This is a genomic window from Methylobacterium sp. 2A, assembly GCF_009806555.1.
Classification (GTDB): Bacteria; Pseudomonadota; Alphaproteobacteria; order Rhizobiales; family Beijerinckiaceae; genus Methylobacterium.
In genome coordinates this window covers 41,972-58,726 of record NZ_VUOK01000036.1, presented here as the reverse complement: position 1 = coordinate 58,726, position 16,755 = coordinate 41,972, and the positions used below count along the sequence as shown (strand labels likewise).

Annotated in this window: 14 protein-coding genes; 6 read left to right on the top strand and 8 right to left on the bottom strand. The window is 71.8% G+C overall.

Annotated elements, in window-relative coordinates; genetic code table 11:
• The first annotated feature begins 102 nt into the window (after positions 1-102).
• On the top strand, positions 103-1,281 hold the full coding sequence (locus FVE89_RS17985) for an endo-1,4-beta-xylanase (RefSeq protein ID WP_160535325.1): 1,179 nt from the start codon (positions 103-105) through the stop codon (positions 1,279-1,281).
• On the opposite strand, the gene FVE89_RS17980 is transcribed toward FVE89_RS17985, so the two are convergent.
• Complete coding sequence (locus FVE89_RS17980) at positions 1,268-2,386, bottom strand: acyltransferase (RefSeq protein ID WP_160535324.1); 1,119 nt, start codon at positions 2,384-2,386, stop codon at positions 1,268-1,270. The two genes, FVE89_RS17985 and FVE89_RS17980, sit on opposite strands and share 14 nt — an antisense overlap.
• Before the next feature lie 223 nt (positions 2,387-2,609).
• On the opposite strand from FVE89_RS17980, the gene FVE89_RS17975 reads away from it, so the two are divergent.
• Both FVE89_RS17975 and FVE89_RS17970 read left to right on the top strand, forming a co-directional pair.
• A complete protein-coding gene (locus FVE89_RS17975; protein ID WP_160535323.1) occupies positions 2,610-4,307 on the top strand; it encodes a L,D-transpeptidase family protein in 1,698 nt (565 codons plus the stop codon).
• A gap of 84 nt (positions 4,308-4,391) precedes the next feature.
• A complete protein-coding gene (locus FVE89_RS17970; protein WP_160535322.1) occupies positions 4,392-4,712 on the top strand; it encodes a cupin domain-containing protein in 321 nt (106 codons plus the stop codon).
• Between the two features lie 52 nt (positions 4,713-4,764).
• Here FVE89_RS17970 and FVE89_RS17965 read toward each other — a convergent pair whose 3' ends face one another.
• Both FVE89_RS17965 and mdoH read right to left on the bottom strand, forming a co-directional pair.
• On the bottom strand, positions 4,765-5,430 hold the full coding sequence (locus FVE89_RS17965) for a L,D-transpeptidase (RefSeq protein WP_160535321.1): 666 nt from the start codon (positions 5,428-5,430) through the stop codon (positions 4,765-4,767).
• A 211-nt stretch (positions 5,431-5,641) separates the two neighbouring features.
• Complete coding sequence (gene mdoH / locus FVE89_RS17960) at positions 5,642-7,672, bottom strand: glucans biosynthesis glucosyltransferase MdoH (protein ID WP_160535320.1); 2,031 nt, start codon at positions 7,670-7,672, stop codon at positions 5,642-5,644.
• 295 nt (positions 7,673-7,967) lie between these two features.
• Between mdoH and FVE89_RS17955 the strand changes: the two genes are divergently transcribed.
• Entirely contained in the window at positions 7,968-9,482 is a 1,515-nt protein-coding gene (locus tag FVE89_RS17955; protein WP_160535319.1) for a glucan biosynthesis protein, read from the top strand.
• Between the two features lie 126 nt (positions 9,483-9,608).
• Here FVE89_RS17955 and FVE89_RS17950 read toward each other — a convergent pair whose 3' ends face one another.
• From FVE89_RS17950 to moaA, 3 genes are all read right to left on the bottom strand, one after another.
• Complete coding sequence (locus tag FVE89_RS17950; protein ID WP_160535318.1) at positions 9,609-9,809, bottom strand: hypothetical protein; 201 nt, start codon at positions 9,807-9,809, stop codon at positions 9,609-9,611.
• Between the two features lie 122 nt (positions 9,810-9,931).
• Positions 9,932-11,404: a glucose-6-phosphate dehydrogenase gene (gene zwf / locus FVE89_RS17945; RefSeq protein WP_160535317.1), complete on the bottom strand. Its 1,473-nt coding sequence runs from the start codon at positions 11,402-11,404 to the stop codon at positions 9,932-9,934.
• A gap of 132 nt (positions 11,405-11,536) precedes the next feature.
• Positions 11,537-12,589: a GTP 3',8-cyclase MoaA gene (moaA, locus tag FVE89_RS17940; RefSeq protein WP_160535316.1), complete on the bottom strand. Its 1,053-nt coding sequence runs from the start codon at positions 12,587-12,589 to the stop codon at positions 11,537-11,539.
• 81 nt (positions 12,590-12,670) lie between these two features.
• Here moaA and FVE89_RS17935 point away from each other — a divergent pair, with 81 nt between their 5' ends.
• Positions 12,671-13,099 (top strand): DUF971 domain-containing protein, encoded by a 429-nt coding sequence (locus tag FVE89_RS17935; RefSeq protein WP_160535315.1) that lies wholly within the window; start codon positions 12,671-12,673, stop codon positions 13,097-13,099.
• An 84-nt stretch (positions 13,100-13,183) separates the two neighbouring features.
• On the opposite strand, the gene radA is transcribed toward FVE89_RS17935, so the two are convergent.
• Together radA and alr are read right to left on the bottom strand one after the other, a co-directional pair.
• Positions 13,184-14,620 (bottom strand): DNA repair protein RadA, encoded by a 1,437-nt coding sequence (gene radA / locus FVE89_RS17930; protein WP_160535314.1) that lies wholly within the window; start codon positions 14,618-14,620, stop codon positions 13,184-13,186.
• Positions 14,621-14,665: 45 nt separating this feature from the next.
• Positions 14,666-15,733 carry an alanine racemase gene (gene alr / locus FVE89_RS17925; RefSeq protein WP_160535437.1) on the bottom strand — a complete coding sequence of 356 codons (1,068 nt, stop codon included), beginning with the start codon at positions 15,731-15,733 and terminating at the stop codon, positions 14,666-14,668.
• A gap of 304 nt (positions 15,734-16,037) precedes the next feature.
• Here alr and FVE89_RS17920 point away from each other — a divergent pair, with 304 nt between their 5' ends.
• Positions 16,038-16,646: a CvpA family protein gene (locus tag FVE89_RS17920; protein WP_160535313.1), complete on the top strand. Its 609-nt coding sequence runs from the start codon at positions 16,038-16,040 to the stop codon at positions 16,644-16,646.
• Positions 16,647-16,755: the final 109 nt, after the last annotated feature.

Here is a 16,755-nt window from a genome sequence, read left to right as displayed (position 1 = left end):
TTGATGCACCGGATCGGATGGAGGCCCGCAGACTCAGCGGATCGTAACCTCCGCCGCCGCATGCTCCGATGGCGGCGATCCCGCCGAACCCGAGGATGCGGCATGCCGATCCGTCCGAGCCGCCGATCCATTCTGACCGGGATGGCCTGCGCGGGGCTCGCCACGGCGGCGCGGGGGGCCACGCCCGGCGGGTTCGGGCCGCCCGGCCGCCCGTCCTGGTCGGCCGACAGCCTCCAGGCCGCGGCCGCCGCGAAGGGCCTGCTCTACGGCTGCGAGGTGCCGTTCCACCGCTTCGATTCCACGCCCGCCTACCGGCAGGCGGTGGCGCGGGAATGCGGCATCCTGGTCTGCGGCACCGAGATGAAGATGGAGGAGGTAATGCCCGCTCCGGGCAGGACCGACTTCGCCCGGGGCGACGCGATCCTGCGCTTCGCCAGGAGCAACGGCCAGCGCATGCGCGGCCACACCCTGATCTGGCACGCGGCGCTCCCGCCCTGGGTCGGCCCCCTGCTCGGACGGGCGAGCGCGGCGCAAGGCGAAGACTTCATGCGGCGCTGGATCGAGACCGTGGCGGGCCATTACCGCGGGCAGATCGTCGCCTGGGACGTCGTCAACGAGATTTTCGGCAACGAGGCCGACCCAGACCGCGGCGGGGGCCTGCGCGACTCGCCCTGGCTCGCCTCGATCGGACCCGGTTACGTCGATCTCGCCTTCCGCATCCTGCACGAGACCGATCCGGCGGCCGCCGGCACGTGGAACGAGGATGCGGTCGAGCAGGGCGCGCCCTGGATGGAGGCCAAGCGCACCAGGGTCCTGCGCCGGCTGGAGGCGATGCGGTCGCGGGGCGTGCCGATCCGGCGCTTCGGCTTGCAATCGCACCTCACCAGCACGATCCCGATCGACCAAAGCCAGCTGCGGCGCTTCCTGCGCGAGATCGGCCAGATGGGTCTCGGGATCGAAATCACCGAGTTCGACATCGACGACCGCGCCTTCCCATCCGACGTGCCGACCCGCGACCGGATGGTGGCCGACTTCGCGCGGCGCTACCTCGACGTGGTGCTGGACGAGCCGGCGCTGCTCGACGTGCTGACCTGGGACATCTACGACCCGGACACGTGGCTGAACGACCACCCCTACCGCAAGCGGCCCGACGGCCTGCCCCAGCGCGCCCTGCCGCTGGATTCGCAGTTCCGGCGCAAGCCCCTCTGGCACGCGATGAAGGCCGCCTTCGCGGCGGCGCCGGACCATACAGCCGCGCGGGACAGGCTCAGGCGGCCGTGACCCCGGCCTGCCGCCCCCCGTCGGCCAGGATCGGCTCGGGCGGTCGTTCGGTCAGGAGCCGGCGGCGCAGGCGGGCGCAGGGGCGCTCGACGAGATTGTACATCCCCCAGCACCAGAGCAGCGTCGGCGGGAAGGCCGCGAGCATCAGCGACAGGCCGTGCAGGCTGGGCCACAGGTGCAGCACCAGCGCCACCACGGCCATGTGGGCGAGGTAGAAGCTGTACGACCACAGCCCGAGCTGGCGCATCGGCCGGCCGGCCAGCAGCCGCACCGCGGGTCCCTCCCCGTGCAGCAGGTAGGCGAAGGGCACGAACAGGGCCGCGCTCTGGAGCGTGTAGCGCAGGGTCTCGCGGAAGGCGGGCGCCCGCAGCGCCAGGGTGGCGAGGATCACCGCAAGGCTGAAGCCCACGTGCCACCCCTTCGGCCGCCACGCTGCGTCAGCCGGGATCACCGGGTTGTTCCACAGGCCGAGGCAGCAGCCGAACAGGATCGCGTCGATGCGGGTATGGGTCCAGGAATAGTTCAGGCTGTAATCGGCGAGCCGCCAGACGTTGACGCAGCGGATCGCCAGGACCGCGGCGCAGATCCCCAGGCAGGCAAGTGCGGCCCGACGCGGTCGCAGGCGGCCCAGCCACAGGCTGAAGGCCAGGGGGAAGATCAGATAAAAATGCTCCTCGATGGCGAGGCTCCAGAGGGGCACGGGCAGCACCGCCTCGGTACCGAACAGGCCGGGATAGTTCGTCAGGAACGTCGCCTGCCCGAGGATCGCCGCCGGCTCGACCGGCATCCAGTCGAGCAGCCCCAGCGCGTAGAACCCGCCCGCGGCGAGCAGGGTCAGGTACATCGGCGGCAGGATGCGCAAGCTCCGCCGCAGGTAAAAGGCCGGGAGCGAAACCGCGCCGGTCCGCGCCCGCTCGATCCGCAGCAGGGTGGTGATCAGGTAGCCGCTCAGGAAGAAGAAGACCGTGACCCCGAAGCCCCCGGGGACGACGTGGCTGTAGCCGCAATGGGCCGCGAACACGATCAGGATGGCGAGCGCCCGCACCCCGTCGAGCTGCGGCAGGTAAGGCATCACCGCGGGGACCTGCTTCCCGGGATCCGGCATGACGAGGCCGCTTCTCCTGTCCGGCAGGGATGACCCTGAGCCGAGCACTAAGCGATATTTCCGGCGCCGCCGACATCCGTAGACGCCGCGGTGCTTGGAAGGACATCGCAGGATGGTGAATCTGCTCTTCGGGGCGCTCTCCGGACGGGAGGAGATTGGTAACCACGCCGGCCCATCATGCCGCCGATCCGCGCCGAGTCGGGCGCCGTCGGGAGTGTTGCGTATGGGCCCGGTCCGTTCCCGCCGTCATGCTCGCCCGGGGGCCGCGCTCGGCGCGGGCCTGTCGCTGCTGACGCTGCTCGGCGCCCCCGTCGATGCCCGGGCGCAGGGTGTCCCCGCGCCGGCCAGCCCGGCACCCGTTCCGCCAGCCGCTTCCCCGGCCATCGCGTTCCCGGTCGCACCGGACGGCGCGGCTGCGAAGGGGCAGGAGGTCAAGGCTTCGGAGCCCAAGTCAGCGGAGAAGTCAGCGGAGCCGAAGGCAGCCGACGCGAAGGCCGTCGAGCCCAAGCCCACTGCATCCGGATCCGACGATCCGAAACCCGTCGAGGCTGCGGCACCGGACATCAAGCCGGCTCCGGGCAAGCCGCAGGAGGCCGCCAAGCGGTCGCGCGAGCCGGCCCCCCTGGTCTACGCCAAGGTCTCGGCCGATCCGAGCCCGACGCTGACCCCACGCACCTTCCTCGATACGCTGCGGGCCGCCGAGCGCTACGCGGCCTTTGCGGAGGCCGGTGGCTGGGAGCGGCTGCCCGACGACCTCGCGCGCCTGAAGCCCGGCGAGCGCAGCCCCGCGATCCCGGCTCTGCGCCACCACCTGACCCTCACCGGCGACCTGCCGGCGGATGCGCCCCCGAGCGACCGCCTCGACCCGCCGCTGGTCGCGGCGATCGCGGCCTTCCAGGGCCGCCACGGCCTGCCCGACAGCGGCATCCTGGGCCGGCTCACCCTCAACGCGCTCAACGTCCCGGCGACCGTGCGCCAGAAGCAGCTCTCGGCTTCGGCGGCCCGGCTGATGGGCTCGAAATTCCCGTTCGGCGAGCGCTACGTCGTGGTCAACATCCCCTCGGCCGCCGTCGAGGCAGTGGAGAACGGCACGGTGGTGCGCCGCTACGTCGCCGTCGTCGGCTCGCCCGACAAGGCGACGCCCCCGGTGGAGACCCGGATCACCGACATCAACTTCAACCCGACCTGGACGGTGCCGGCCTCGGTGGTGAAGAACGAGATCATCCCGCAGATGCGCAGGAACCCGGGTTATCTCGCCAAGAACCACATCCGTATCCTGGGTCCGACCGGCGAGGTCGACCCGACCAAGATCGACTGGGCGGGCGAGAAGGCGGTCAACTACACGCTGCGCCAGGATTCCGGCTTCGACAATTCGCTCGGCCAGGTGCGGATCGACATGCCGAACCGCTTTGCCGTCTACATGCACGATACGCCGGCCAAATCGCTGTTCGCCGCGAGCGTGCGCTTCCACAGCCATGGCTGTGTCCGGGTCGGTCAGGTGAAGGAGCTGGTCGGCTGGCTGCTGCAGGGCACGGAGGGTCCGAACGGGCCGGGCAGCAGCTGGGGTCCGATCGAGATCGAGACCGGCATCGCCGACGGCGAGCGCCGGGACATCAAGCTGCCGAAGCCCGTGCCGGTGACCTTCGTGTACCTCACGGGCTACGCCACCCCGGACGGGAAGGCGCATTTCCGGGACGATATCTACAAGCTCGACACGCCGGCGCCCGAGCCCGCCGCCACGGGGGCGATCCCGCCGGCCGGCGCCGCGGCCACGCCGCCCGCGGTGAAGCCGGCGGCCGCCAATCCCCCCGCCCGGAAGGCCGCCGCGCCCGCCCTGGCGAAGCCGGTCCCGGCGGGCGAGCCTCAGCCGATCAGGAAGGTGGAGCGTCGGCCGCCGGAACAAGCGGCCCGCGTGGACTGACCCGGTCTCCGTCAGGCGGGCGGCCGAAGGCTTGCATCGCGGCGGCGCGGGCGTCATCCGCTTGCCCGTCATCCCGGAGCCGCCATGGCCTTTGCCTGCACCATCCCCGCCACGCCCACACTCCAGCAGGACGACGCCACCGTGCGCATCACCCGCTGGGACTTCCCCCCGGGTGCGGTGACCGGCTGGCACGAGCACGGCTGGCCGTATTTCGTGGTCATGCTGGTGGACGGGGTGCTCCGCGTCCACGACGGCGCGGCGGTCAGCGAGACGGCGCTCGCGGCGGGCCAATCCTACATGCGCCCGGCCGGCATCCGGCACGACGTGATGAACGGGTCCGAGCACCCGATCGCCTTCATCGAGATCGAGGTGAAGCGCCCGGACGCGCTGGTGACCCTGCCCTGAAACGCGAAAGGGCCGACCAGACGGCCGGCCCTCACGCGAAAGTCCGAAAACATCAGCGCTGGACGACGACCTTCGTGCCGACCTTGGCGCGGGTGTAGAGGTCCATCACGTCCTCGTTGGTCATGCGGATGCAGCCCGAGGAGACGGCGGTGCCGATGGTCTCCGGCTCGTTGGAGCCGTGGATCCGGTAGATCGAGCCGCCGAGATACATGGCGCGGGCGCCGAGGGGGTTCTCGATGCCGCCCTTCATGTAGCGCGGCAGGTCGGGGCGGCGGCGCAGCATGGTGGACGGCGGACGCCAATCCGGCCATTCGCGCTTCATCGTGATGGTCTGCACGCCGCCCCAGGTGAAGCCCGGCCGGCCGACGCCGACGCCGTAGCGCAGGGCCTGCCCGCCGCCCATCACGTAGTAGAGCCGCCGCTCGGCGGTGGAGACCACGATCGTACCGGCGCCGTACGGGCCGTTATACGCCACGATCTCGCGCGGGATCGCCGACATCTGCGGCACCGCCGCATCGGGGTTCATCGGGTCGGCGGGGTTGAGGGAGGCGTTGGCCACCGGCACCGCGACGGTCTCGACGGCCTGCGGGCGCACGCGCACGCTGAGCGCGTCGTTCAGCGGCTGGCGGGTCAGCGGGTCGATCTCGTAGGCGAGGGCCGGCGCGGCGCAGGCGGCCACGCCGAAAAACCCGATCAGGGCGGGAAGAAAACGACGCATCAAAGCCTCTCGGGGCAGGCGCGGACTTGGCGGGAACGCGGCGGATACCGCGGCACGATGCCGTGCCGATCCTCGCCAAGGGGTAAACGCTCACGCTCCAAAGCCAAGTCTGAAACCGGCTCAGCAGGCCGGTTCCGACCGCCCGTGACGCGATGGCAACACTGTGGCAGCTTGGCCGTGGCACCCGGGATGATGGGCGCCGCGTCGCCGTTCAGGCCTCGTCGGCGGCGAGCCAGATGGCGGGTTCCAGCGGCGCCGGGCGGACCGGGGCATGAACCGTCCCATGAACCGTCCCATGAACCGTCCCATGAACCGTTCCATGCGTCGGCAGGCCGCGGATCTGCGCCAACTCGGCGAGTTCCGGCGCCTGCGCGGTGTCGTCGGCGTTCAGGAACAGGCCGCGCGCCCGGGCGAGGCGGCCGAGATCGGCCCGGCTGGTCCAGACGCTCTGGGCCCGGCTGGTCCAGACGCTCTGGGCCGGGCTGGTGACGAGCGCCAGGGCCAGCGGCGCCAGCCAGAGGGCGAGCCACGCATCGCCGACGAGCCCCAGCGCGAAGGCGATCAGCGCACCGACCACCACGGCATCGGCCTGGAGCCGGAACGCCTCGCCCCAGGAGACCTGCCGGTCGTCGCGATCCTGCGTCTCCCAACGCACCACCCGGCCGAAGAAGGTCGCCACCACGGCCCCGGCGGTGAACAGGGTCAGGACCGGCCAGAGCACGACCCAGGCGGCCTGTTCCAGGGCGGCGCTGGCGAGCAGCGAGCGGGTCCCGCCGAAAGCGGCCCGGCGCTGCCGGGAGGCCAGGACATGGCCGAGGCTCAGGAGCTTCGGCAGGGCCAGCACGGCGATGCTGAGGGCGGCCAGCGCGTGGGCGGCGGCGCCGTGCCCGGTCAGCCCGTAGGCCAGGAGGCCGAGATCCCCGGTCCGGGCCGCCTGCCAGGCCGCGAGCCCGAGGAAGGCGACCCAGAGGGGCAGCACCCCGTAGGAGAGGATGCCGACCAGGAAATGCCAGCGGCTGGCGGCGCGGAGCCCCGCCCAGGGCAGCACCCGCAGGTGCTGGAGGTTGCCCTGGCACCAGCGGCGCTCGCGGCCGAGGAGGTCGACGAGGTTGGTGGGCATCTCCTCCCAGGTGCCGCCGAGCTCCGGCAGCAGCCGCACCTCCCAGCCGGCGCGCACCATCAGCGCGCCCTCGACGATGTCGTGGCACAGGATCTCGCCGCCGAGCGGCTCCCGGCCCGGCAGCCGCGGGAGCTGCGCGTTCTGCGCGAAGGCCTCGATCCGCAGGATGGCGTTGTGGCCCCAGTAGCTGCCCTCCGGCCCCTGCCAGGTCTCCAGGCAGCGCAGGGCCAGCGGCGCGTAGAGCCGCACCGCGAATTGCTGGATGCGGGCGAACAGCGTGTCCCGGCCCGCCGCGTACGAGACGGTCTGGATCAGGCCGGTACGGGGGCTCTCCTGCATCAGCCGCACGAGGCGGCCCATGGTGGCGCCGGTCATGAGACTGTCGGCGTCCAGCACGATCATGAAGGCGTACTCGCCGCCATAGGTGCGGCAGAACTCGCCGATATTGCCGGCCTTGCGGCCGACATTCTCGGTCCGGCGCCGGTAGCGGATCCGCGGCAGGGCCGGATCGCCCGAGGCCCAGGCCTGGATCCGGGCGTATTCGTGCTCCTCGACGGCGGCGATGGCGCCGTCGCGGGTGTCGGAGAGGACGAAGATGTCGATATCCCCGGTGCCCGCCTGGGCCAGCGAGCGGGCCATGACCCGCAGCCGGGCGAAGACCGCCACGGCGTCCTCGGCGTGGATCGCCATCACGGCGGCGGTGCGGCCCGCTCCGGCGGGGACGGCGCCGGCCATCTCGGAGCGGCGCTCCAGCGCCGACTTCGCCCGGTCCCCCAGCAGGGCGGCGACGAGCCCGTAGGCGTACTGGCAGGCCGTGAAGGCCTGCCACGCCATCACGAGGCTGAACAACCCGAGCACCGCCCAGGCGAGCGGGCTGACGCCGGCCGGGTAGGCAAGGGCGGCGAGCCACGCGATACCGCCTGCCGCGACGAGGCTCGGGACCGCCAGGGCGAGGCGCCGGGTGCGCAGCACCCGCCCGGGATTCCGGCCGCTCCAGACCTCACGGGCGGCGGACGTCCCGGAGGGATCGGGCATGGCCGGACATGCGTTCCGCTGCGATCGCTCGGCGGCGGCGTCGACGCGTGAGGCGGTGGCGCGAGGAGGTACGGCGCGTGACGACATGGCGCGAGGAACTCGACCGTGGAAGGCTGCCGGCCGCCCCGCCGCCTGAGGCCGGGAGCCGATGACCGTGGACACCGATGGGCGGGGCAACGACACGGAGCCGGCCCGGCCCGATGGGCGGCCGGAAGCCGAACGGATCAATCCCCCCTCCCGGCGCCGCGTTCTTCGAACCGTCCTGACCGCGGCTGCCGGCACGGTTCTACCTAGCGTAGCCGAGCTGAATGGGTCCAGAACGTGGGCCGGCCCGGCGCTTCCGTCGCAGGGCGTAAGCCAGGACACGGCGCAGGATGGCCGGATGACGTTCGAGGCGCTGGCCGAGGCGGCGGCAGGCCGGGCCGCTGCGCCCTACGCCGCCCCGCCCGAGGATCTGCCCCCCGCCCTCACGGGCCTCGACTACGATGCCTACAGGGCCATCACGTTCCGGGCCGCCGAAAGCCTGCGCCTCGGCCCGCTGTTCAGCGCGCAGTTCTTCCACCGCGGCTTCCTGCAGCGCAAGCGCGTGGCCCTCCACCTCCAGCCGCTCGACGGGCCGGCCCGCCCGATCCCCTACGACAGCCGGCTGTTCGATCTGGGCGCGCGGCTCGCCGGGCAGAGCTTCGCGCCGGATCTCGGCTTCGCCGGCTTCCGCCTGCACTACGCCTTCCCCGATACGCCCTCCTGGCGCCCGAAGGGCTTTCAGGAGGAGTTTTTGGTCTTTCTCGGCGCCTCGTATTTCCGGCTGCGCGCCGCCAACCAGGAATACGGGCTCTCCGCGCGGGGCCTCGCCATCGGCACGGGGGCGCCGGAGGGAGAAGAATTTCCCGATTTCGTCGCGCACTGGATCTGCGAGCCCGAGCCGGGCGCCCGCACCCTGACGGTGCTCTCGCTGCTCGACAGCCCGAGCGTGGCGGGCGCCTACCGGTTCGCGATCAGCCCCGGGGACCCGGCCCGGATCGCGGTCACGGCGACGCTCCATCCGCGGGTGCCGGTCGGCCGGTTGGGGCTCGCGCCGCTGACCAGCATGTTCCTGTACGGCGAGAACGGGCCCGGCGCCCGGGGCGCCAAGCCGTTCGACGATTTCCGCCCGCAGGTCCACGATTCCGACGGGCTCTGCGTCGCCTCGGGCGGCGATCCGGCCCGGCCCGACCGGCTCTGGCGTCCCCTGGTCAATGGCCGCCGGCAGCCGCAGATCTCGGCCTTCGCGGGCAAGCCGCTCGCGGGCTTCGGGCTGCTGCAGCGGGAGCGGAACTTTGCCGCCTATCTCGACGTGGAGGCGCGCCAGGAGGCACGGCCCGGCCTGTGGGTGAGCCCGGATCCGAGCGGGGGCGCCTTCGCGGCGGGCGCGGTGCAGCTCTACGAGATCCCCTCGGGCGAGGAGTACATGGACAACATCGTGGCGGCCTTCGTGCCGGATGCGGCGGCGCAGCCGGGGACGGCCCTGCACCTCGCCTACGGGTTGACCACGGTGGGGGCCGAGCCGGTGCCGGCGATCCCCGAAACGGCCTTGGCCCGCGTGACATCGACCCGGTTCGGTTCGGCGGAGCGCCTGCGCCCCCTGACGCCGCCGCGTCCCGAGCGGCGGCTCTGCGTGATCGATTTCGCGGGGCCGAGCCTGCCGGGCGGACCGGACGAGTCGGTGACCGCGGAGGTCTCGGCCAGCGCCGGCACGCTGCACGCGCCGGTCTCGAACTTCGTGCCGCAGACCGGCGGCTGGCGGATCTACGTGGAATGGCGCCCGCCGGAGCCGATGCCGACCGGCGACGTGGTGCTCCGGGCGCGCCTCGTTCGCGGCGGGGTGCCGCTCAGCGAGACCTGGGACGCTGCTGTCTAGAGTCAGGGTTTCGGAAGGGCGTGCCCTTTCGCTGGTTCAGGGCAGAGCCCTGGTGAAGCTCTCAGGGCTCTGCCCCGAGACCCCGCCAAAGGGCGAGCCCTTTGGAATCCCGGGTCAGAAAGGCCCTCAGGCCGTGCGCTGCTCCTGCTCCCGGCGCCGGGCGAGGCGGGTGGCGCCGTAGACCTCGCTCAGGCGGCGCCGGGCCGCGGAGACCGGCGGGGCCCGCCGCTCGTCATGGGCGGCCGCGATGATGCGCAGGGTGGCGGCGACCGAACGCTCCAGGCGGCGCTCGGCCAGGGCGACCGCGTCCCGATCGGTGTCGAGCATGGATGATCCCTCGGGCAAAGCCGTGTCCGCCCTCTGGCGGGGCGGTGTCCGGCAGCATCGGCAGAGTTCATCGCCCGCTTGACGGTATGATGGCAGCTTGGCCGTAAGCTGGGGACAGGGCCTCAGCGCAGCTCCTCGTGCCAGGTCCGGCCGTCGCGCTCGATCAGCGCGATGGCGGCGGTCGGGCCCCAGCTGCCGGCCGGGTAGGGCCGGGGCGCCTCGGGCCGGTCGGCCCAGGCCTTGAGCACGCCATCCGCCCAGGCCCAGGCGGCCTCGACCTCGTCGCGGCGCATGAACAGGGTGGCGTTGCCGCGGACCACGTCCATCAGCAGGCGCTCATAGGCGTCCGGGTAGCGCTGCTTGAAGGTCTCCTCGAAGGAGATGTCGAGGTCGGTCGGGCGCAGGCGCAGGCCGCCGGGGCCGGGATCCTTGGTCATCACCTCGAGCTTCATGCCCTCCTGCGGCTGCAGGCGGATCACGAGCCGGTTCGGCTCCCGGCCGAAGGCCTCCTCGGGGAAGATCGAGAACGGCGAGGCGCGGAACTGCACCACGATCTCCGAGAGCTTCTGGGGCAGCCGCTTGCCGGTGCGCAGGTAGAACGGCACCCCGGCCCAGCGGCCGGACTGGACCTCCACCTTCATGGCCACGAAGGTCTCGGTCCGGCTGTCATGGCCGAGCTCGGTGAGGTAGCCCTCCACGGGTTTCCCGTCGACGGCGCCCGCCACGTACTGGCCGCGCACGGTCACGGTCTGGATATCGTGGGCGGTGATCGGCTTCAGCGCGCGCAGCACCTTCAGCTTCTCGTCGCGAACCGAATTGGCTTCCAGGTTGAGCGGGCTCTCCATCGCGGTGAGGCAGAGGAGCTGCAGCATGTGGTTCTGCAGCATGTCGCGCATGGCGCCCGACGTGTCGTAATAGCCGGCCCGGCCCTCGACGCCGACGGTCTCGGCGACCGTGATCTGGACGTGGTCGATCACGTCCGCGGTCCAGAGCCGCTCGAAGATCGTGTTGGCGAAGCGCAGGGAGAGGAGGTTCTGGACCGTCTCCTTGCCGAGGTAGTGGTCGATCCGGAAGATCTGCGATTCGGGGAAGACCTCGCCGACCGCGTCGTTGATCGCCTTGGCGGATTTCAGATCCTTGCCGATCGGCTTCTCCAGCACGACCCGGGACTTCTCGCCGACCAGACCGTGGGCGGCGAGGTTGCGGCAGATCGAGCCGTAGAGGTCGGGGGAGGTGGCGAGGTAGTAGGGCCGCACCTGTCCGGGCCGCTCGTCGAGCTTGGCCACGAGGTCGTCCCAGCCGCTGTCGCCGGCGCCGTCCACCGCCACGTAATCGACGTGGTCGAGGAAGCGCCGCAGCATGTCCTCGGTCAGGTCGGAGGCCGGCACGAAGCGCTTGAGGGCGTCGCGGGCATGCTCGTGGAAGGCGTCCCGCGACAGCTCCGAGCGCGAGGCGCCGATGATCCGGCTGGTCTCCGGGATCTGCCCGTCCCGGAAGCGGTAGAACAGGGCCGGCAGAAGCTTTCGTGCGGTCAGATCGCCGGTCGCGCCGAAGACGACGCAGTCGAAGGAAGCGACGGGGATGATCGTGGCCAAGGGCGGCTCCCGGTTGTCGTGCGCTGATCCCGCGCGGCGCGTGCGCCGCACACACCTAACCTGGGAGCCCGCTCTTCGCCAGACGAGGGGCACCTTGGCGGGGTTCGGGCCGTCGGCGGGAACCGGGCGCGGTCAGCCCCCCGTGACGCTCATGTGCCGCGGCACGGCGGCCGGGCGCTGGCGCTCGATGACGAAGTCGTGCCCCTTGGGCTTGCGGGTGATCGCCTCGACCACGGCCGCCGCCAGAACGGCATCGTCCTGCGAGGCGCGCAGCACCGCCCGGAGATCGGCCGAATCCTCCTGGCCGAGGCACATGTAGAGCTGGCCGGTGCAGGTCAGGCGGACCCGGTTGCAGCTCTCGCAGAAATTATGCGTCAGCGGCGTGATGAAGCCGAGCTTCCCACCCGTCTCCTCGACCCGCACGTAGCGCGCCGGGCCGCCGGTCCGGTCGGGCAGGGGGGTGAGCGTGTAGCGGGTCTCCAGCCGCTGCCGGGCGACCGACAGGGGCAGGAACTGATCGGTCCGGTCCGCTTCGATCTCGCCGAGCGGCATCACCTCGATCAGCGTCATGTCCATGCCGAGGCCGTGGGCCCAGGCGATCATGTCGGGGATCTCGTCGGCGTTGAGGTCGCGCAGCGCCACCGCGTTGATCTTCACCTTCAGGCCGGCGGCCCGGGCCGCCGCGATGCCGTCCAGCACCACCTTGAGGTCGCCGCGCCGGGTGATCGCCCGGAATTTTTCGGGGTCGAGCGTGTCGAGCGAGACGTTGATCCGGCGCACGCCGAGGCTCGCCAGCTCGTCGGCGTAGCGGGTGAGCTGCGTGCCGTTGGTGGTCAGCGTCAGCTCCTCCAGCGCCCCCGAATCGAGATGGCGGGAGAGGCGGCGGAACAGGTGCATGATGTCCCGGCGCACCAGCGGCTCGCCGCCGGTGATCCGGAGCTTGCGCACGCCCCGGGCGATGAACACGCCGCAGAGCCGGTCGAGCTCCTCCAGGGTGAGCAGGTCGCGCTTGGGCAGGAACTGCATGTGCTCCGCCATGCAGTAGGCGCAGCGCAGGTCGCAGCGATCCGTCACCGAGATGCGCAGATAGGAGATCGCCCGCTGGAACGGGTCGATCAGGGGCGCCGGCCCGGCGGGCGCGCCGTCCGCGATGGTCTGCGGCGTCAGGGAGCTGTCATCGAGCATCGTCCGGCATATGATGCCCCAAATGGTTGCGGGCAAGCAGGCCCCCGGCCGCAGCCCCGGATTGCGTGAGGAGTGTGACCTGTGAGCGAGGATCTATGGCCGACCGAGATCCGCCTGTCGGCGGACCGGCGGAGTCTCAACGTGGCCTTCGAGGACGGGGCGCGCTACGCCCTGCCGGCCGAGTACCTGCGGGTCTCGAGCCCGTCCGCCGAGGTTCAGGGGCACTCGCCGCTGGAGCGCAAGGTGATCGGCGGCAAGCGCTCCGTGGCGATCCTGGCGGTGGAGCCGGTGGGCAACTACGCGGTGAAGCTCGGCTTCGACGACATGCACGATACCGGCATCTACGGCTGGGGCTATCTGCACACGCTGGGTCGCGAATACGAGACGCGGTGGAACACCTACCTCGCCGAACTCGCCGAGCGCGGCCTCGACCGCGACACGGTGCGCCATGCGCCCGCCAAGGGCAGTGGCGGCGGGGGCTGCGGCTCGGGCTCGTGCGGGTGCCATTGAGCCGAGGTTTTTCCGCGGGGGCGCAGGGGATCCCGGGGCCTTGTGCGTCGGAGGATGGGCGCGAACGGTTGAGGGCGAGGCGCCTCAGACCTCCTCGTCGGCGTAGCGCGACGGCGCCCGCCCGCGCTGCCCGGATCCCCTGCGCGGCGCCCCGGCGCTGATCCCCGCCACCAGATCGGCGATGTGGCGCAGCGTTTCGACGGACAGCGCCTTCTCGCCCTCGCCGCGGCCCTGCGGGATCAGCGCCTTCGCGAAGCCGAGTTTCTGGGCCTCCTTCAGCCGGGAGCCCGCCTGGGCGACCGGCCGGATCGCCCCCGACAGGCCGATCTCGCCGAAATAGACCGTCTCCGGCGGCAGCACGGCCCCCGACAGGGACGAGACCAGGGCGGCCGCAACCGCGAGGTCCGCCGCCGGCTCGGTGATGCGCAGGCCGCCGGCCACGTTCAGATAGACGTCGTGGCTGCCGAGCCGGATGCCGCCATGGGCCTCCAGCACGGCGAGCACCATCGACAGCCGGTTCGGATCCCAGCCCACCACCGCGCGGCGCGGCATGCCGAGCGAGGAGGGCGCCACCAGCGCCTGGATCTCGACGAGCAGCGGCCGGGTGCCCTCCATGCCGGCGAAGACCGCGGTGCCGGCCGCCTGCTGGTCGCGCCCCGCCAGGAACAGGGCCGAGGGGTTCGGCACCTCGCTCAGGCCCGCATCGGTCATCTCGAACACGCCGATCTCGTCGGTCGGCCCGAACCGGTTCTTCACGGCGCGCAGGATGCGGAAATGGTGGCCCTGGTCGCCCTCGAAGGAGGCGACCGCGTCGACCATGTGCTCGACCACCCGGGGGCCCGCGATCTGCCCGTCCTTGGTGACGTGGCCGACCAGGATCACCGCCGTTCCGGTGGTCTTGGCGAAGCGGATCAGCGCCTGCGCCGAGGAACGCACCTGCGTGACCGTGCCGGGGGCCGATTCCACCGTCTCGGTCCACATGGTCTGGATCGAGTCGATGATGGCGAGCGCTGGCGGGCGGCCCTGGCTCAGGGTCTCGACGATGTCCTCGACATTGGTCTCGGCGGCGAGCTGGACCGGGCGGTCGCTCAGGCCCAGCCGCTCGGCCCGCAGGCGCACCTGCCCCACCGCCTCCTCGCCCGAGATGTAGGCGACCCGCTCGCCCGTCCCCGCCATGGCGGCGGAGGACTGCATCAGCAGGGTCGACTTGCCGATCCCGGGATCGCCGCCGAGCAGGATCACCGAGCCGCGCACGAAGCCGCCGCCGGTCACCCGGTCGAGCTCGCCGATCCCCGAGGGGATGCGCGGCGCCTCCTTGGCCTCGCCGGTCAGGCCTTCGAGGGGAAACACCCGGCCGCGGTTGCGCGACGGCCGGGTGGCGGCCGGGCCGGACTGGCCGGAGGCGGAGGGCGCCTCCTCGACGATCGTGTTCCAGCCGTTGCAGGCCTCGCAGCGCCCGCGCCAGCGGTTGTAGACCGCCCCGCAGGACTGACAGACGAAGGTCTGATGGATCTTGGCCATGCGGGTCCGAGCGCCGGCCGGCCGGCGTTCCAGGGAAGAATCGGGTCAGTCTACATAGGTTCGAACATAACGAGAACCCAGCCCGGTCAGGATCTCGTAGCCGATCGTGCCGGCGGATCGCCCGACCCTATCGATGTCGAGGTCGTCGCCGATCAGGACCGCCGTAGCCCCCCGCCGGGCCGCTGGCGCGTCGGTCACATCGAGGATGATGAGATCCATCGAGACGAGGCCGAGAATCGGGCAGGGCACGCCGCCGACCAGCGCTTGGCCCCGTCCGCTGATCGCCCGGGGGAATCCGTCGGCGTAGCCGAGGGAGAGCGTGGCGAGCCGGCTCGGCCGGGGGGCGGTCCAGCGGCCGTTATAGCCCGCGGTCGCTCCGGCCTCGACGTCGCGCACCTGCGCGATCAGCGCCTCCAGCCGCACCACCGGGCGCATCGGGTTGGCGGCCCCCGGCGTCGGATTGCCGCCGAACAGGGCGTAGCCCGGCCGCAGGAGGTCGTGCCGGGCACCGTCGAGGAAGGCCCCCGACGAGTTCGCCAGCGAGGCCCGGATCCCGGGATAGGCCGCCCGGACGCGGGCGAAATCGGCGATCTGCCGCGCATTGACCGGATCCTCCGGCTTCTCGGCGCTGACGAAGTGGCTGAGGAGCAGGTCGATCCCGGCCGCGGCGATGCGCGCGTCGCCCGCGAGGTCCAACGCCTCCAGCACCGGCAGGCCCAGCCGGTTCATGCCGGTATCGACGTGGAGCGCCGCCGGCAGGCGGCCGGCCGAGAGCGCCGCCCATTCCGACAGCTCCTCGACGCTGCCGAGAACGGGGCGCAGCCCATGCGCCGCGAAGGCTTCGGCTGCGCCCGGGGGCAGGCCGTTCAGGATGTAGATCTCGGCCTCCGGCAGGGCGGCGCGGGCCGCGATTCCTTCGGACAAATGGGCGACGAAGAACGTCCGGCATCCGGCCGCCCAGAGGGCCGGGCCGACCTGGCCGATGCCGCAGCCATAGGCGTCGGCCTTCACCACGGCGGCGCAGGCGGATCCCGGGCCGCGGGCGGCGAGAGACCGCCAGTTCGCCGCGATCGCCCCGAGGTCGATCGTCAGCCGGGCGCCGTGGGCGCCCATCTCCGTCGCTGGTCTGGCCTCGGCCACGCAGACCGTCTCCGTCCGTTCGCCACCGGGCTTCCGGAAGCACAAGCCGGACCCATACACCGGGGCGGGTTCTTCGTGGAGCCAAGCCACCCGTGGGCTGGCTTGCATACCGGGTGGGGCAAGGCCGAAGCCCCCCGCTGATGCATGGACGGCACAGGGTTCGGCCGAGGACCGTGCGCCAGGGTGACGGCCGAGGTCGGGCTTGGTATAAATCCACCGCGGTCCGGGGGAGCCGCACGGGCAACGCGCCATCCCCTCGGGTACCAAAAGCATAACGATGCCGTTTACCGTCCTGGATCTCGTCGTGCTCGGCATCGTCGCGGTTTCCGCGTTGCTCGCGGCCGTGCGCGGCGTCACGCGCGAGGTGCTGGCGATCGTCGCCTGGGTGGCGGCGGCCGCGGTCGCCTGGACGCTCTATCCGATGCTCCTGCCCACCGTGAAGCAGCACGTGAACAGCGACACCGTGGCGCTGGTCGCCTCGATCGCGGCGATTTTCCTCGGCACGCTGATCGTCGTCTCGCTCATCACGGTGAAGATCTCGGACGTGGTGCTCGATTCGCGGATCGGCGCGGTGGATCGCTCCCTCGGCTTCCTGTTCGGGGCGGCCCGCGGCTTCCTGATCTGCGTGATCGGCTGGGTGTTCCTGTCCTGGCTGGTCCAGGGCAAGGTGCCGGACTGGGCCGCGCAGGCGCGCACGCGCCCGATGCTGGAAAAGTCCGGCGACGCCCTGGTGGCGCAGCTGCCCGAGAACCCGGAAGGCTTCCTGAAGCAGTTCAAGAAGCCGAAGGCCCTCACGCCGCCCAACGAGGCGGCCGACGCCCCCGCCGAGACCGACCCGGCGCCCCAGCGCCGCACCGAGACCGCGCCGAGCCCGACGCGACGCTGATCTGCGGTATTCGCCGTAGGCCGACGCGCGTGGAACGCCTAGATAACGGGTCCGGTAGCGAACGGATCGTATCCGCGACGACCGGCGCGCCGGCCCGTCGCCGCCGGGA

What these genes read in the sequence shown, in the direction of transcription:
- FVE89_RS17985 (WP_160535325.1), top strand. Translation starts at nt 103, where the DNA reads ATGCCGATCCGTCCGAGCCGCCGATCCATTCTGACCGGGATGGCCTGC.
- FVE89_RS17980 (WP_160535324.1), bottom strand. Translation starts at nt 2,386, where the DNA reads ATGCCGGATCCCGGGAAGCAGGTCCCCGCGGTGATGCCTTACCTGCCG.
- FVE89_RS17975 (WP_160535323.1), top strand. Translation starts at nt 2,610, where the DNA reads ATGGGCCCGGTCCGTTCCCGCCGTCATGCTCGCCCGGGGGCCGCGCTC.
- FVE89_RS17970 (WP_160535322.1), top strand. Translation starts at nt 4,392, where the DNA reads ATGGCCTTTGCCTGCACCATCCCCGCCACGCCCACACTCCAGCAGGAC.
- FVE89_RS17965 (WP_160535321.1), bottom strand. Translation starts at nt 5,430, where the DNA reads ATGCGTCGTTTTCTTCCCGCCCTGATCGGGTTTTTCGGCGTGGCCGCC.
- mdoH (WP_160535320.1), bottom strand. Translation starts at nt 7,672, where the DNA reads ATGTCGTCACGCGCCGTACCTCCTCGCGCCACCGCCTCACGCGTCGAC.
- FVE89_RS17955 (WP_160535319.1), top strand. Translation starts at nt 7,968, where the DNA reads ATGACGTTCGAGGCGCTGGCCGAGGCGGCGGCAGGCCGGGCCGCTGCG.
- FVE89_RS17950 (WP_160535318.1), bottom strand. Translation starts at nt 9,809, where the DNA reads ATGCTCGACACCGATCGGGACGCGGTCGCCCTGGCCGAGCGCCGCCTG.
- moaA (WP_160535316.1), bottom strand. Translation starts at nt 12,589, where the DNA reads ATGCTCGATGACAGCTCCCTGACGCCGCAGACCATCGCGGACGGCGCG.
- radA (WP_160535314.1), bottom strand. Translation starts at nt 14,620, where the DNA reads ATGGCCAAGATCCATCAGACCTTCGTCTGTCAGTCCTGCGGGGCGGTC.
- alr (WP_160535437.1), bottom strand. Translation starts at nt 15,733, where the DNA reads ATGGGCGCCCACGGCGCCCGGCTGACGATCGACCTCGGGGCGATCGCG.
- FVE89_RS17920 (WP_160535313.1), top strand. Translation starts at nt 16,038, where the DNA reads ATGCCGTTTACCGTCCTGGATCTCGTCGTGCTCGGCATCGTCGCGGTT.